The sequence below is a fragment of the Lacisediminihabitans sp. genome (assembly GCF_036404185.1).
In the GTDB taxonomy this organism is placed as follows: domain Bacteria; phylum Actinomycetota; class Actinomycetes; order Actinomycetales; family Microbacteriaceae; genus Lacisediminihabitans.
Window position 1 is genome coordinate 14,486 of the sequence record NZ_DASWPB010000127.1, and the last position, 13,957, is coordinate 28,442.

The 13,957-nt window shown below is 68.4% G+C and carries 15 protein-coding genes and 1 tRNA gene; 7 read left to right on the forward strand and 9 right to left on the reverse strand.

What is annotated here, in order from left to right; genetic code table 11:
* Window positions 1-4: 4 nt before the first annotated feature.
* Window positions 5-697, reverse strand: a complete 693-nt coding sequence (locus tag VGC18_RS09310; protein WP_331096572.1) for a GntR family transcriptional regulator — start codon at window positions 695-697, stop codon at window positions 5-7.
* Window positions 698-759: 62 nt separating this feature from the next.
* On the opposite strand from VGC18_RS09310, the gene VGC18_RS09315 reads away from it, so the two are divergent.
* The 3 genes from VGC18_RS09315 to VGC18_RS09325 all read left to right on the forward strand — a co-directional run bounded on the left by VGC18_RS09315 (window position 760) and on the right by VGC18_RS09325 (window position 2,806).
* Window positions 760-1,947: an MFS transporter gene (locus VGC18_RS09315; protein WP_331096575.1), complete on the forward strand. Its 1,188-nt coding sequence runs from the start codon at window positions 760-762 to the stop codon at window positions 1,945-1,947.
* A gap of 32 nt (window positions 1,948-1,979) precedes the next feature.
* A tRNA-Leu gene (locus tag VGC18_RS09320) sits at window positions 1,980-2,061 on the forward strand.
* Window positions 2,062-2,131: 70 nt separating this feature from the next.
* Window positions 2,132-2,806 carry a DedA family protein gene (locus tag VGC18_RS09325; protein WP_331096576.1) on the forward strand — a complete coding sequence of 225 codons (675 nt, stop codon included), beginning with the start codon at window positions 2,132-2,134 and terminating at the stop codon, window positions 2,804-2,806.
* 13 nt (window positions 2,807-2,819) lie between these two features.
* Here VGC18_RS09325 and VGC18_RS09330 read toward each other — a convergent pair whose 3' ends face one another.
* Genes VGC18_RS09330 through murI form a run of 5 tightly spaced genes read right to left on the reverse strand, consistent with a single transcriptional unit; the run spans window position 2,820 to window position 6,867 of the window.
* Window positions 2,820-3,356 carry a HEAT repeat domain-containing protein gene (locus VGC18_RS09330; RefSeq protein WP_331096578.1) on the reverse strand — a complete coding sequence of 179 codons (537 nt, stop codon included), beginning with the start codon at window positions 3,354-3,356 and terminating at the stop codon, window positions 2,820-2,822.
* Between the two features lie 28 nt (window positions 3,357-3,384).
* Window positions 3,385-4,611 (reverse strand): Nramp family divalent metal transporter, encoded by a 1,227-nt coding sequence (locus VGC18_RS09335; protein ID WP_331096580.1) that lies wholly within the window; start codon window positions 4,609-4,611, stop codon window positions 3,385-3,387.
* A 50-nt stretch (window positions 4,612-4,661) separates the two neighbouring features.
* Window positions 4,662-5,300 carry an RdgB/HAM1 family non-canonical purine NTP pyrophosphatase gene (gene rdgB / locus VGC18_RS09340; protein ID WP_331096583.1) on the reverse strand — a complete coding sequence of 213 codons (639 nt, stop codon included), beginning with the start codon at window positions 5,298-5,300 and terminating at the stop codon, window positions 4,662-4,664.
* On the reverse strand, window positions 5,297-6,031 hold the full coding sequence (gene rph, locus VGC18_RS09345) for a ribonuclease PH (RefSeq protein ID WP_331096585.1): 735 nt from the start codon (window positions 6,029-6,031) through the stop codon (window positions 5,297-5,299). Before rph ends, rdgB begins: the two co-directional genes overlap by 4 nt.
* Entirely contained in the window at window positions 6,028-6,867 is an 840-nt protein-coding gene (gene murI / locus VGC18_RS09350) for a glutamate racemase (protein WP_331096599.1), read from the reverse strand. Before murI ends, rph begins: the two co-directional genes overlap by 4 nt.
* An 86-nt stretch (window positions 6,868-6,953) precedes the next feature.
* On the opposite strand from murI, the gene VGC18_RS09355 reads away from it, so the two are divergent.
* Window positions 6,954-8,264, forward strand: coding sequence for a nicotinate phosphoribosyltransferase (locus VGC18_RS09355; RefSeq protein ID WP_331096587.1), 1,311 nt, complete (start codon window positions 6,954-6,956; stop codon window positions 8,262-8,264).
* Between the two features lie 16 nt (window positions 8,265-8,280).
* Here the strand turns inward: VGC18_RS09355 and VGC18_RS09360 are convergent, their stop codons facing one another.
* From VGC18_RS09360 to VGC18_RS09370, 3 genes are read right to left on the reverse strand one after another with little or no spacing between them, the layout of a single operon-like run.
* Window positions 8,281-8,541, reverse strand: a complete 261-nt coding sequence (locus VGC18_RS09360; RefSeq protein ID WP_331096589.1) for a DUF3039 domain-containing protein — start codon at window positions 8,539-8,541, stop codon at window positions 8,281-8,283.
* Between the two features lie 27 nt (window positions 8,542-8,568).
* Entirely contained in the window at window positions 8,569-10,140 is a 1,572-nt protein-coding gene (locus VGC18_RS09365; protein WP_331096591.1) for an ABC transporter permease, read from the reverse strand.
* Window positions 10,116-11,111: an ABC transporter ATP-binding protein gene (locus VGC18_RS09370; protein ID WP_331096593.1), complete on the reverse strand. Its 996-nt coding sequence runs from the start codon at window positions 11,109-11,111 to the stop codon at window positions 10,116-10,118. Before VGC18_RS09370 ends, VGC18_RS09365 begins: the two co-directional genes overlap by 25 nt.
* 584 nt (window positions 11,112-11,695) lie before the next feature.
* Between VGC18_RS09370 and VGC18_RS09375 the strand changes: the two genes are divergently transcribed.
* The 3 genes from VGC18_RS09375 to VGC18_RS09385 all read left to right on the forward strand — a co-directional run.
* Window positions 11,696-12,388 (forward strand): phosphocholine cytidylyltransferase family protein, encoded by a 693-nt coding sequence (locus VGC18_RS09375; protein ID WP_331096595.1) that lies wholly within the window; start codon window positions 11,696-11,698, stop codon window positions 12,386-12,388.
* A gap of 44 nt (window positions 12,389-12,432) precedes the next feature.
* Window positions 12,433-13,248 carry an ABC transporter permease gene (locus VGC18_RS09380; RefSeq protein WP_331096596.1) on the forward strand — a complete coding sequence of 272 codons (816 nt, stop codon included), beginning with the start codon at window positions 12,433-12,435 and terminating at the stop codon, window positions 13,246-13,248.
* The coding region (locus tag VGC18_RS09385; RefSeq protein WP_331096598.1) for an ABC transporter ATP-binding protein at window positions 13,248-13,957 on the forward strand (710 nt) is incomplete at its 3' end. The genes VGC18_RS09380 and VGC18_RS09385, both read left to right, overlap by 1 nt.

The following is a 13,957-nucleotide window of genomic DNA, read 5'->3' on the forward strand; positions in this document are numbered from 1 at the left end:
ACCGTTACGGAATGGCGGCACCGCGGGCGCCGGGGCGGTCGACCGCGTAACCGTGCCCCCTGAATCGGCCGCGATCGGCGTCGAGGAGGAGGAGCAGCCGCTCGTTGGTCCGGCGAATGTGGTCGGCGATCAACGAGGCGGCGCCCTCGGCGTCCCGGGAGAGAACCGCCTCGGCGATCTCCCGGTGCTCGCGAGCGGCCTGGTGCCGCGCCTCCGGCGTCCTCACGTCGAGGAGGCGGGTCCGGGCGAGCCTGGTCATGGCGCCGCGGACGGCGTCCGCCATGAGCCGATTGCCGGACAGGCGGGCGAGCTCCGCGTGGAAGTCGCCGCCCGCCTGCACGCCTTCCTCGGCGTCCGTCGCGGGCGGCCGGCTATGAGACCGGGCGAAGGCGGCGATGTCGCCGTCCGCCGCCCTGGCGACCGTGAGCCGGACGGCCGCCGCCTCCACGGCCTCCCGCAGCTCGGCGAGTTCGGCGATCTCGGTCAGGTCGATGGGAGCGACGATCCAGCCGCGCCCGGAGCGCCGCGCGAGCCCTTCCGATTCCAGGCGCACCAGCGCGGCCCTGACCGGGGTCCTGGATGCCTGGAAGTCGGCCTCGAGACCCCGCTCGGTCATCCGCTCCCCCGGTGCGAGGTCGAGAGCGAGCACCGCCCGGCGCAGTCGCGCATAGATCTGCTCCGTCTGCGACAGGGACATGCGGCGCCCTCCATTTGGTATACCGTCGTGGTACACCACACTGTAACGGATCGGAGAGCCGGATGCCCGCGACCTTCCCCCAGGCCGGGCGCGCCTGGACCGCGCTCGTCCTCGGCGTCCTCGCCCAGACCTCCGGCACCGTCTTCGTCAGCGTCCCCGCGTTCCTCATCCCCCTCCTGCACACCCAGCGCGGGATGACCCTCGCGCAGGCCGGCCTGCTCGCGTCCGCGCCGACGCTCGGAATGGTGCTCACCCTCATCGCCTGGGGAGCCCTCGCCGACCGCATCGGGGAGAAATGGGTCATCTCCGGCGGCCTTGCGCTGACGGCGCTCGCCACCGTCGGGGCGATGACCGCGCGCGGCTACGTGGCCCTCGGGCTGTTCTTCCTGCTCGGCGGCATGGCCTCGGCGAGCACCAACTCCGCCAGCGGACGGGTGGTGGTCGGCTGGTTCCCCAGGGAACGCAGGGGTCTGGCGATGGGCATCCGCCAGATGGCCCAGCCGCTCGGTGTCACCGTCGCCGCCGTCACCATCCCGACTCTCGCGAGCGCCGGAGGGGTCGGTCTCGCGCTGGTGGTCCCGCTCGTCCTCACGGCTCTGCTTGCCGCGCTCTGCGCGATCGGCATCGTCAACCCGCCACGCGCCGCCCCGGCATCCACGGTGCGCACGACCAACCCCTATCGATCGGGCGCCTTCCTGTGGCGCATCCATGCGGTCTCGGTGCTGCTCGTGGTCCCCCAGTTCACCCTGTCGACCTTCGGCCTCATCTGGCTCGTCACCGAGTTGCGCTGGGCACCTCTCGCCGCCGGCCTGCTCGTCGGGCTCGCCCAGTTCGTCGGGGCGATCGGGCGCATCGGCGTCGGCATTCTCAGCGACCGCCTCGGCAGCCGGGTGCGCCCGCTGCGCTGGGTCGCGACATCCGCCTGCGTCGTGATGCTCCTGTTGGCGGCCTCCGGCGCCGCCGGGTGGCAGGCGGGGGCGGTCGTGCTGCTCATCGCGATGACGGTCACGGTGGCCGACAACGGGCTCGCGTTCACCTCGGTGGCCGAGATGGCGGGCTCCGCCTGGGCCGGCCGCGCCCTCGGCGTGCAGAACACCGGACAGTTCCTCGCCGCCGCAGCCGTCGGGCCGGCCGTCGGTGCGCTCATCGGTCTGGTCGGCTATCCACTCGCCTTCGTCGGAGTCGCGATCCTGCCCGCCCTGTCGGTGCCGCTGATCCCCCACCGGCACGCCGAAGAGGACCGCCTGTAGACGGCGCTGCCCGTACAATTGAGCCCGCACTCGCGGGAGTGGTGAAATTGGTATACACGCAGGATTTAGGTTCCTGTGCCGCAAGGCGTGAGGGTTCGAGTCCCTTCTTCCGCACACGCGCAGGAACGGCCAGGCCTCGGACCGGTCGGGTAACCTGTGGAACAACAATGACTGGAGACCACCCTTGTTAGCTTCCGGCCTCGTCCCCTGGCTCGATCCCAAGTTCCTCATCGAGGGCGCAGGTCCGTGGGCGGTCCTCGTGGTCTGCGCCGTGATCTTCGCGGAGACCGGCCTGCTCATCGGCTTCGTCTTCCCCGGCGACACCCTGCTGCTCATCACCGGGCTGCTGACCTTCCGGCATGTCGTGCACATCAACATCTGGTGGGTCGCCCTGGCGATCGGGCTCGCGGCCTTCCTCGGGGGAGAGGCCGGCTACTACATCGGCAAGAGGAGCGGCCCGGCGATCTTCGAGAGACGCGAGACCGGGCTCATCAGCATGGCCAGCGTCCGGCGCACCAATGCCTTCTTCGCGAAGTACGGCGGCTTCGCGGTCATCCTCGCCCGGTTCGTGCCGGTCGTGCGCACCTTCGCCCCCATCGCGGCGGGGGTCGGCAAGATGAACTACCGGAAGTATTCCCTGTACAACGCCATCGGCGCGTTCCTCTGGGGCGCCGGCGTCACCCTGATCGGCTTCGTGCTCGGCAACATCCGGCCGGTGGCCGACTTCGTGGTCGAATACGTCGACCTCATCCTCGTCGCCGTCGTGCTGCTCACCCTGGTGCCGGTGCTGGTCCACTACGTGCGCACCAGGATGAAGGCGGCCAAGGACACCGCAGAAGGCACCCTCGACCCGAAATGATCGTGGGAGCCGGCTAGGCCGGTCGCTTCTCCAGCCGGACCATCGCATCGTGGCCCGCGCGGCGGACCTCCTTCTCGGGGTCCTGCAGCAGCGTGGCGAGGGCGGCGAGCTGGTCGCGGTTCCCCACCTCACCGAGCGCACGAGCGGCGGCGGAGCGGACCCGGGCGACCTCGTCGGTGAGGAGGGTCACCAGGGCCTCGGTCTCGGGAAGCGCTCGCAGGAAGCAGACCCTGGCGCACATCTCCCGCACCCGCCAGGCCTGATCGCCGAGGCCACGATGGACCGCGGATGCGGCGGACGGGTCCCAGGCGTAGGTGAGCGCCCGCGCTCCCCAGACCTCCGGCCAGTACAGCGGCGGCGCTCCGTCGAGCACACCCTGTGCGTGCCTGCCGCCCACGTAGAGGAGGAATTCGTCTCCCTCGTTGTCACCGAGGAGAAGCGACGCCGCGCGCCGCGCGACGGTCTCCTCGCCGAACCGCGCGACGGCCGCCGCGATCCGATCGGATGGGGAGTCGTCGATCTCGACGGGGGAGCTGGGTTCTCGGTTCATGACGTGCTCAACCGTACCCCGTGCCGGCTCAGTCGACGATCGTCAGCACGATGAGCGCCAGGTTGAGCACGACCACGACCACCACGGCCGCCGCCAGCGCCCAGCGGACGAACGGCCCGTTCACCCGCTCGCCCATCACCGCCCTGTCGTTCGTGAGGCGCATCAGCGGCACGAGCGCGAAGGGGATGCCGAAGCTCAGGAAAACCTGACTGATCACGAGGGCCCACGTCGGATCGATGCCTACGGCGAGGACGACGAGAGCGGGCACGAGCGTGACGAGGCGCCGAAGGAACACGGGGATCTGTCGCCGCAGCAGTCCGGCCATGATCGTCGCGCCGGCGTAGCTTCCCACGGAGGTGGAGGCGAGGCCGGAGACCAGCAGTCCGATGGCGAAGACGAGGGCGACGTCCGGGCCGAGGGTCCTCCCGATGGCCGCATGGGCTCCGACGATGGTGTCCGTACCCGGGATGCCCCGGAGGTTGACGGCCGCGAGGAGGAGCATCCCGATGTTGACGATCCCGGCGAAGCCGAGTGCGACGACGACGTCCCATTTGGTGATGGTCAGGAGCCGTCGCCGGTCGCCGGGCGCCGCCATCCCGTGTCGGTCCCGCGCCAGCGCGGAGTGCGCGTAGATCGCGTGCGGCATCACCGTGGCACCCAGCATGCTGGCCGCGAGCAGGACGGAACCGCTACCGGTGAACCTCGGGACGAGACCGGCGAGGACGGCCGCACCGTCCGGCGGGGTGACGAAGAGACCGGCGAGGAAGCCGATCGCGATCACGGCGAGCATGCCGATGATCACCGACTCGAACGGGCGCGGGCCGTACCGGCTCTGGACGACGAGCAGCAGCATCGACACTCCCCCGACGATGAGACCGCCGAGGAACAGGGGGAGCCCGAACAACAGGCCGAGGGCGATCGCGCCCCCGACGACCTCGGCCAGGTCGGTCGCGGCGGCCACGAGCTCGGCCTGCGCCCAGAAGAGCAGGCGCCCTGTCGGCCGAAGCCGGTCGCCGAGCAGCTCCGGCATGGTCCGTCCGCTGACGATCCCGAGCTTGGCCGACTGGTACTGGACGAGCCCGGCGATGAGGTTGGCGACGACGAGCACCCACACCAGCAGGTAGCCGTAACGTGCACCGCCCGTCAGATTGGCGGCGACGTTGCCGGGGTCGACGTAGGCGATCGCCGCGACGAAGGCGGGCCCGAGCAGCATCAGCCCTCTGTTCGCCGCGCGCGGGGCCTCGGCTCTGATCACAGCGAAACCTTATCCCGCGATTGTTTCCGGCTCGGACGAGACCGGTCGAATCAGGACGCCTGTTCTCCGAGCAGCCGCTCGCGCACGACGGGCATGAGTGCGCCGAAGGCCACCGCCCGATGGCTGACGGCGTTCTTCTGATCGGGCGTCAGCTCAGCCGCGGAGACCGCGGAGCCCGCTGGCCTGAAGATCGGGTCGTACCCGAATCCCCCGTCGCCCGCGGCCGACAACAGGACCGTTCCCGGCCAGACACCCGTCTCGACGTGTTCGAATCCCTCGGCCGCCTCCGGCGGACCGTCGGGGCCGACCGCGCCGACCGGAGGCGGAACGACGAGAGCGGCCGCGCAGACGAACCGAGCCGACCGCTCCTCGACCCCCTCGAGATTGCTCAGCAGCAGCGCCCGGTTGTCCTCGTCGCTGCGCGTTCCCGCATATCTCGCCGAATGGATGCCGGGAGCTCCGTCCAGCGCGTCGACGGCGATCCCGGAATCGTCGGCGATCGCGGGGAGTCCGGTGTGCTCGGATGCCGCCCTCGCCTTGATGAGCGCGTTCGCCTCGAAGCTGTCCCCGTCCTCCACCGGCTCCGGCCCGTCGTACCCGACCAGCTCGATGCCATCCAACCGGGAGGCGAGGATCCTGCGCAGCTCCTCAACCTTGTGGGCGTTGTGGGTCGCGAGGACCAGCTTCATCGGCCGAGAGCCTCCGCCTGGAACCTGGCCAGATCGGTGGCGCCGCCGAGGGCGAGGTCGAGCAGCGAGTCGAGCTCTGCCCGATCGAACGGCGCGCCCTCGGCCGTGCCCTGCACCTCGACGAACAGACCGCGACCGGTCACGACCACGTTCATGTCGGTCTCGGCACGGACGTCCTCGACGTAGGCGAGGTCGAGCATGGGGGTGCCGTCGATGATGCCGACCGAGACCGCGGAGACGCTGTCGATCAGCGGCTTGGCGTTCTGGCCGATGAACTTCTTGCCGCGCCCCCACTCGAGGGCGTCCGCGAGGGCGACATACGCGCCGGTGATCGCCGCGGTGCGGGTGCCGCCGTCGGCCTGCAGAACGTCGCAGTCGAGGACGATCGTGTTCTCGCCGAGCGACTTCATGTCGACGACCGCCCGAAGCGAGCGCCCGATCAGCCGGGAGATCTCGTGAGTGCGACCGCCGATCTTGCCCTTGACCGACTCGCGGTCCATGCGGTCGTTGGTCGAGCGGGGCAGCATCGAGTACTCGGCCGTGACCCAGCCCTTGCCCTTGCCGGACATCCAGCGGGGGACGCCGTTGGTGAAGGACGCCGTGCACAGCACCCTGGTGCGACCGAAGGAGATGAGGGCCGACCCCTCGGCCTGATCGCTCCATCCCCGTTCGATCGTGATGGGACGCAATTCGTCGACGGTTCGCCCGTCCTTGCGTGTGATGTCGGTCATGATCGCCCTTCTGGTAACTGGATGGTGCCCGTCTCGACCAGCTCGACGGTCGCGATCCCCGGTCCGAGAAAGCGTCTCACGAGCGAGGTGAACTGTGCCTGGCTCTCGCCGGTCGCCTCATAGACGTAGGTCGGTCGAAGGGCCGCGGACCGCTCGATGCCGTGTTTGACGAGAGTGCGGTAGACATCGAAAGCCGTCTCCTCCGCGCTGGAGACGAGGGTCACATCCTCGCCCATCACGTAGTGGATGGCCGCGGACATGAGCGGATAGTGAGTACACCCCAGCACAAGGGTATCGATACCGACCGCCTTCAGCGGCGCGAGGTACTCCTCTGCCACGGCGAACAGCTCGCCGCCGCTGGTCACGCCCGCCTCCACGAACTCGACGAACCGCGGGCACGCCTGCGTGAAGATCGAGAGCTGGGGTGCGGCCGCGAACGCGTCCTCGTAGGCGTTGGAGGCGATCGTGCCGATGGTGCCGATGACGCCCACCCTGCGGTTGCGGGTCTGACGCACCGCCGCGCGGACCGCGGGCTGGATGACCTCGACGACGGGGATGCCGAGGGCCTGCGTGTATCGCTCGCGGGCATCCCTCAGCATCGCGGCGGAGGCGGTATTGCAGGCGATGACCAGCATCTTGACCCCCTGCGCCACGAGATCGTCGAGCACGGCGAGGGTGTAGCGGCGGACGTCGGCGATGGGCTTCGGCCCGTAGGGCGAGTGCGCGGTGTCGCCTACGTAGAGGATCGACTCGTTGGGCAGCTGGTCGATGACCGCCCTGGCGACCGTCAGACCGCCGACCCCGGAGTCGAAGATGCCGATCGGCGCATCGGCGATGGTCAACGGATCGGGCACGGGAGTCGAGTTTAGTCCGGTGCGCTGGGTCCCCCCGCAATGCCCGCCGCCCTGGTTAGGCTCGATGCATGACAAGCGTTCCCAGTGTGTCGTCGCTGCTCACCGACCGTTATGAGCTGACCATGCTCGACGCCGCGATCAGGGCGGGGACACACGATCGCAACTGCGTCTTCGAGGTGTACGCGCGCAGCCTTCCCGGCGGCCGTCGTTATGGCATCGTCGCCGGCACGGGTCGGTTGCTCGAGCTCATCGGCGACTTCCGGTTCACGGATGCGGAGCTCGGCTGGCTGACGGAGAACGGTGTCATCACGGGTCCCACCGCCGCCTGGCTCGCCGACTATCGCTTCGGCGGCACCATCTGGGGATACCAGGAGGGCGAGGTCTACTTCCCCGATTCCCCCGTCCTCATCGTCGAGGGCACCTTCGCGGAGGCGGTGCTGCTGGAGACGCTGGTGCTGAGCGTGCTCAACTATGACAGCGCCGTCGCGAGCGCCGCCGCACGCATGGTGTCGGCGGCGAGCGGCCGGCCGCTGGCCGAGATGGGCTCTCGTCGCGTCGGCGAACGCAGCGCGGTCGCCGCCGCACGGGCGGCCTTCATCTCGGGCTTCGGCGCCACGAGCAATCTCGAGGCGGGCCGCACCTGGGGCATCCCCACCATGGGCACCGCCGCGCATTCCTTCACGCTGCTGCACGACAGCGAAGAGGAGGCCTTCCGCGCTCAGGTGGCCGCTCTCGGCACCGGTACGACCCTGCTCGTGGACACCTACGATGTCGCGGTCGCCGTTGACCTCGCCATCGAGGTGGCCGGCACCGGTCTCGGCGCCGTACGCATCGACAGCGGCGACCTTCCCGAGCAGGTGGCCGCCGTGCGAAGGCAGCTCGACGGCCTCGGAGCCACGAACACGAAGATCACCGTGACCAACGATCTGGACGAGTACACGATCGCCGCCCTTCGGGCCGCTCCCGTCGACTCCTACGGGGTCGGGACCTCGCTCGTCACGGGCTCCGGCTCGCCCGCCGCGGGAATGGTCTACAAACTGGTCGCCAGGACGGATGCGACGGGGGCCTGGATCCCGGTCGCCAAGAGGTCGCCGAGGAAGGCCTCCGTCGGCGGACGCAAGTACCCGGTGCGCGAGCTCAACGGGGCGGGCACCGCCAGCGCCGAGGTCATCCACGTCGGTGCACCGGAGGCCACGACGGCCAGACATAGACCGCTGCTCGTTCCCCTCGTCGTCGACGGCGTCCCGGAGGCACGATTCCTCGGCGAGAACGGCACGCTGCTCGCGAGAGAGCACAGGGCCGCGGCCATCGCGGAACTGCCGGCGGACGCCTTCCGCCTGAGCCGGGGCGAGCCGGTCATCCCCACGCGCTACGCCTGAGCCGAGGCCCGGAGGGCTACTCCTGCATGCCCTCGTAGATCTCTTTGCACGTCGGGCAGACGGGGAACTTCTCCGGATCGCGACCGGGCGTCCACACCTTGCCGCACAGGGCAATCACCGGTTTGCCGCTCAGAGCGGACTCGAGGATCTTCTCCTTCTGCACGTAGTGGGAGAAGCGGTCGTGGTCTCCGTCATCGAGCTGTTCCCGAGTGAGGAGTTCCTCGAGCTCGCGCTCCAGCGTGTCCGTCCCGCCGCCTTGCTGTGTGTCACCGCTCATGGCGACGATTTTACGCTCCCGCGGAGATCAGTTCCTGAGCGTGAAGGCCAGCAGCTCCGGGGCGCGCCTGGTGAAGAGAGTGCCTCCCCGCCGGACGCCGAAGATCAGCACGGCGAGGCCAACGACGAGACCGACGACGAGCGACCAGACGGCGAAGTCACCGCCGAAGAGGAACCACAGTGCCGCGAGGGCGGCGGGGGGAACGGCGATGAGGAGGGTGGCCACGAACGACAGCGACTGGATGAGCCCGGCCGAGCTGCCTGGCGCCTGCGGCTGGGCGAATGGGTTGTCCCCCGGGCGCACCGCCGGGTACGGGAATCGGGCGGAGATCAGGCTCGAGAGCCCGAGGCCGGCGAACAGGAGGCAGGAGCTGACGCCGAGAAGCGGGGGCAGCACCGCCCACTCCCCGTAGAGGTATGCGCAGATCGGCGAGCCGATCGCCACCACGAGAACGCCGAGAACGAGCGCGGGAACCAGCCTGCCAAGGCGATCCGCCCGACCGGACGCGCCGGAGGCGACATGCAGCCAGACGGCGGAATTGTCGTACGCGACGTCGTTGTGCACCGACCAGGACAGGAACAGGCAGATGACGGGGACGGGAATGAGCGCCAGAATGTTCCACTCCACCCCGCCGACGGCGAGTGCGACGATGAAGATAAGGGGGGCGAACGGGATCGCGACGAGGGACGTGTGATACCGCGCGTCGCGAATCCAGTAGGTGATGCTCCTGGCGGCGATCGCGCCGGCCTGGGTCCTGGGCATCCGATCGAACCATCCCAGCCCCGGATGCCTCCTGCGCCGCTCCTCGCGGTGCGGGGCGACGAGCATCCACCCGACCAGGGCCCGCCAGCCCAGCCAGAGCAGTGCCACGAAGGCGACGCCGATCGCGGCCTCGGCCAGAGCCGGTCCGACCTCGCCGAGCGCGGCGTCCGCCGGCGCCGCCCAGGCCGCACCGAGCGGCGTCCAGCGCACGACGTCGGCGATCGAGCGCAGGATCCCCGAGCCGTCGGACGGCCAGTCGGTGGTGCCGAGGAGAAGCACGAGCGGGGACGCCGCGACGATCAGCACGAGAGTGATGAGCGTCGTGGTCTCCCTGGCGCGACGGGTGGCGAGCCAGAATGCGGCAACGGAGGTGCTCACTCTCGCGCCGAGCACACAGGTGGCCACGATGACGACCGCTCCGAGCACACCGAGCACGACGGCGAGCGGGTTCCCGGCCCAGGTCACGACCTGCGCGACGGCGACGACCGTGATCGCGATCGCGGGAATGCCGACGAACGCGGAGAGCGCCAATCCGCCGGCGAGTCTGGTCGTGGAAAGCCCGTAGAGCGAGAAGGCCCGGGGATCGAGGGTGTCGTCGACTCCGAAGGCGAGTGGGAGGAGGAGGAATCCCAGCACCACGAGGGCGCCGCCGGTGATCACGATGTCTGCCGCGAGCTGGGTCTCCGCCGCCCGGAGGAAGAGCAGCGCGGCGACGGCCAGCGCCGTCGCCCCGATGCAATAGAGGAGCCCGATGACCATGCCGACGATCTGGACGGGACTGCGACGAAGGATGTTCGCCAGCAGCCGCACCCTCAGTCGGAGAAGCTGTGCAACCACTCCAGTCCCTCCGCGGTCTTCCGGCCACCGGCCAGCTCGACGAATCGTTGCTCGAGGGATCCCCTGCCGCGCACATCGTCGACCGTGCCGGAGGCGAGTACGGAGCCGCTGACGATGATCGCCACGGAATCGCAGATGCGCTGGACGAGATCCATGCTGTGGCTGGAGAGCACGACGGTTCCCCCCGCCGCGACATACCGCTGCAGGATCTCGGTGACGTTCGCCGCCGATACCGGGTCGACCGACTCGAACGGCTCATCGAGGACGAGCAGCCGGGGCGAATGGATCATGGCACAGGCGAGCGCGACCTTTTTTGTCATGCCCGCGGAGTAGTCGGTCACAAGACGGTCGAGGGCGTTCTCCAGGCCGAAGGCCACGGCGAGGTCCGCAGATCTCCGCTTGACGGTCTCGGCATCCAGACCCCGCAGAATGCCCGCGTAGTAAAGCAACTGGCTTCCGGTCAGCCGGTCAAAGAGGCGAAGCCGGTCGGGCAGGATGCCCATGTTCCGTTTGGCGCGCCCGGGATCGGCCCACACGTCGGCGCCGTGCACGGTGACGATGCCCCCGTCCGGTCGAAGCAGGCCGGTGATCATCGAGAGGGTCGTCGTTTTGCCCGCGCCGTTCGGGCCGACGATGCCGAAGAGCGAACCGGCCGGTACGGACAGACTGATGTGATCGACGGCGACGGTCGAGCCGAAATGCTTGACCAGGTCGTTCACGACGAGAACGGTCTCGCGAGGTGCGACGGTTGTCGTCTTGGCCGAGGGACGGCGCGATCCGGACCTCTTCGTCGGCGCCTTGCTGGCCGGCGTCTTGCTCGCCGAGGTCTTGCTGGCCGTCGTCTTGCTGGCCGTCGTCTTGCTGGCCGTCGTCTTGCCGGCCGTCGTCTTGCCGGCCTGAGCCTTGGTGACCCGTGGTGTGCTGGCCGCCGAGGCGGAACTCGGCGCGGCCTTCACTGCTGGTCTCCGCACGGGAGGCTTTTGCGGAGCCGATGCCGCCGTCCCCTCCGCCGGGGTGCGAGGCTTACGGGGCGTCGGGGTCCTTCGCGCGGCCGAGGAAGTTGTTTCCGAGGCATCCTTCTGCGCGCCGGTGGGTCCCGTCGCCTTCGGCGCCGCCGCCGTCGGAGCATCCTGGGCCGGTGCGACCGGGGTGCCCGATGCCGGGGCCGTCCTCCGACGTGGGGTAGACGGGCGCGACGCGGATGCCTCGCTCGCGGCGGACGTGGCGCCCGTCGAGGGTCTGCGAGCGGGCGTCTTTCGGGCCGGAACCGGCTTTTCCTCGGACTCTGCATCCATCCGACAACCGTACCAATGCCGCTTGGGACGCCTGGACGTCCACCGGGGATTCGGTCACGAATTGAAAACGACGCCTGCCTACCCCTGTGCCGGAAATGCCGTCGCGGGTACACTCGATGAAGCACAACGACGTGTCCAGACCAAGAGTCCGGGGATTAACAGATGGTGAATTGCCGGTGTTGTCACATCGACCGGGGCCAGCGAAGACGTTGGTTGACACCAGACCCCACTCCAGCCAGAGTCAATTGAGGAGACAAATCGTGAGCACGCAGATCGTTATTCTGGCCGCCGGCATGGGCAGCCGTCTGGGGCGCTCCCTCCCCAAGCCGCTCACCGAATTGGCCGACGGTCGCACGATCATGCAGCAGCAGTTCGACAACATCCACCACGCCTTCGGCAAGGATGCCAAGGTCACGATCGTCGTCGGCTACAAGCTCGAGCACATCATCGAGGCGTTCCCCAGCGCCGAGTTCGTCTACAACGAGCAGTACGACCAGACCAACACCTCGAAGAGCCTCATGCGCGCGCTGCGTGCCTCCTCCACCGGCGGGGTGCTCTGGATGAACGGCGACATCGTCTTCGATCCCGCCGCGCTGGATCGCGCAGCGGCGATGGTGGCCCGCGATCAGTCGTTCGTCGAGGTCAACACCGCGAAGGTCTCTGATGAAGAGGTCAAGTACACGGTGGACGCCGAGGGGTTCATCAACAAGCTCTCCAAGACGGTCAAGAACGGCCTGGGCGAGGCGATCGGCATCAACTACGTGTCGCGCGGCGACAAGGCGGCCCTCGTCCGCCAGCTCGGTCGGGTCGACGACCAGGACTACTTCGAGCGCGGGATTGAGCTGGCGATCGAGCAGGACCGGCTACGATTTGAGCCGGTAGACATCTCCGACCTCTACGCCGTAGAGATCGACTTCGCCGAAGACCTGGAGCGGGCAAACCTCTTCGTCTGAGACGAAGCACCCCGGGGGTGCTTGAGTTCTAAGGACCCTGACGCGTGAGTGCAGTTGTTCATGCTCGCCAAACCCGATCGTCGTTCTCCAGCTATCGGCATTCGCTGTGGCTGCTGACGACCCGCGATCTCAAGGTCAGGTACTCGACCTCGTTCCTCGGCTATTTCTGGTCGATCCTGGATCCCCTGGTGATGGCCGGCATCTACTGGGTTGTCTTCACCCAGATCTTCGATCGGGGAAAGCCGTTCGAGCAGCCGTACATCGTCTTCCTGCTGACCGCCCTGCTGCCGTGGACCTGGTTCAACGGGGTGGTATCGGATGCGACGCGCGCCTTCAGCAAGGAGGCGAAGCTCATCCGTTCCACCAAGATCCCCAGGACCATCTGGGTGGCCAGGCTCGTGCTCTCGAAGGGCATCGAGTTCCTGGTCAGCCTTCCCGTCATCATCTTCTTCGCCCTCATCTCCCAGGTCACCGCCGACCCCGCCCACCTGCACTGGCAGGTCGTGCTCGTGCCGCTGGCGGTCGTGATGGAGGCCGCGCTCGCGCTGGGAGTGGCGCTCATCGTCGCGCCGCTCGTGGTGTTCTTCAACGATCTCGAGCGCGCCATCAAGCTGGGCCTGCGCTTCCTCTTCTACGCCTCCCCCATCGTCTACGGCCTCGAGGCGGTCCCGAATCATCTGAGGCTGCTCAGCGCCGTCAACCCGATATCGGGGATCTTCTCGATCTATCGCGCCTCCTTCTTCCCCAAGGAGCTGAACTGGTCGGATGTCGGCACCTCCGGCATCGTGACGGCCGTCATCCTGATCGTGGGCATCCTCGTGTTCCGTCGTACCGTGCCGACCGTCCTGAAGGAGATCTGATGGCCGAACAACCCGCCCCCGTCATCCAGGTCTCGAACGCCGGCATCCTCTTCAAGCGCAATCGCCGTTCCCGTCGCAGCTTCAAGGACCTTTTTGCCGAGTCCAAACGCCGCAGCCGCCCTGACGAGTTCTGGGCGCTCAGGGACGTCAGCTTCAGCGTCGCTCCCGGAGAGGCGATCGGCGTCGTCGGCCGCAACGGCCAGGGCAAGTCGACCCTGCTCAAGCTCGTCGCCGAGGTGGTCTTCCCCGACGAGGGCAGCGTCAAGGTCGGCGCAGGCGTCGCGCCGTTGATCGAGATCACCGGCGGTTTCGTCGACGACCTCAGCGTGCGGGACAACGTGTACCTGACCGCCGGCCTGCACGGGATGAATCGTTCGGAGATCGACGACCGGTTCGACGAGATCATCGACTTCTCCGAGATCGGCGACTTCCTCGACACCCCGTACAAGCACCTGTCCAGCGGGATGAAGGTGCGTATCGCCTTCGCCGTCATCTCCCGGCTCGAGGAGCCGATCATCCTGGTCGACGAGGTGCTCGCGGTCGGTGACAAGGCGTTCCGGGAGAAGTGCTATCGCCGCATCGAGGAGCTCTTGGCGGGGGGGCGTACATTGTTTTTTGTGTCTCACAGCGAGAAGGACCTCAGACGTTTCTGCACCCGCGGTCTCTACCTCGACAAGGGGTCGCTCGTGCTCGATGCCTCCCTCGACGA

Excerpts from the sequence above, each read along its gene's own strand:
- rdgB (WP_331096583.1), bottom strand. The coding sequence starts at position 5,300 with ATGAAGCTGGTCCTCGCGACCCACAACGCCCACAAGGTTGAGGAGCTG.
- VGC18_RS09315 (WP_331096575.1), top strand. The coding sequence starts at position 760 with ATGCCCGCGACCTTCCCCCAGGCCGGGCGCGCCTGGACCGCGCTCGTC.
- VGC18_RS09360 (WP_331096589.1), bottom strand. The coding sequence starts at position 8,541 with ATGAGCGGTGACACACAGCAAGGCGGCGGGACGGACACGCTGGAGCGC.
- rph (WP_331096585.1), bottom strand. The coding sequence starts at position 6,031 with ATGACCGACATCACACGCAAGGACGGGCGAACCGTCGACGAATTGCGT.
- VGC18_RS09310 (WP_331096572.1), bottom strand. The coding sequence starts at position 697 with ATGTCCCTGTCGCAGACGGAGCAGATCTATGCGCGACTGCGCCGGGCG.
- VGC18_RS09330 (WP_331096578.1), bottom strand. The coding sequence starts at position 3,356 with ATGAACCGAGAACCCAGCTCCCCCGTCGAGATCGACGACTCCCCATCC.
- VGC18_RS09355 (WP_331096587.1), top strand. The coding sequence starts at position 6,954 with ATGACAAGCGTTCCCAGTGTGTCGTCGCTGCTCACCGACCGTTATGAG.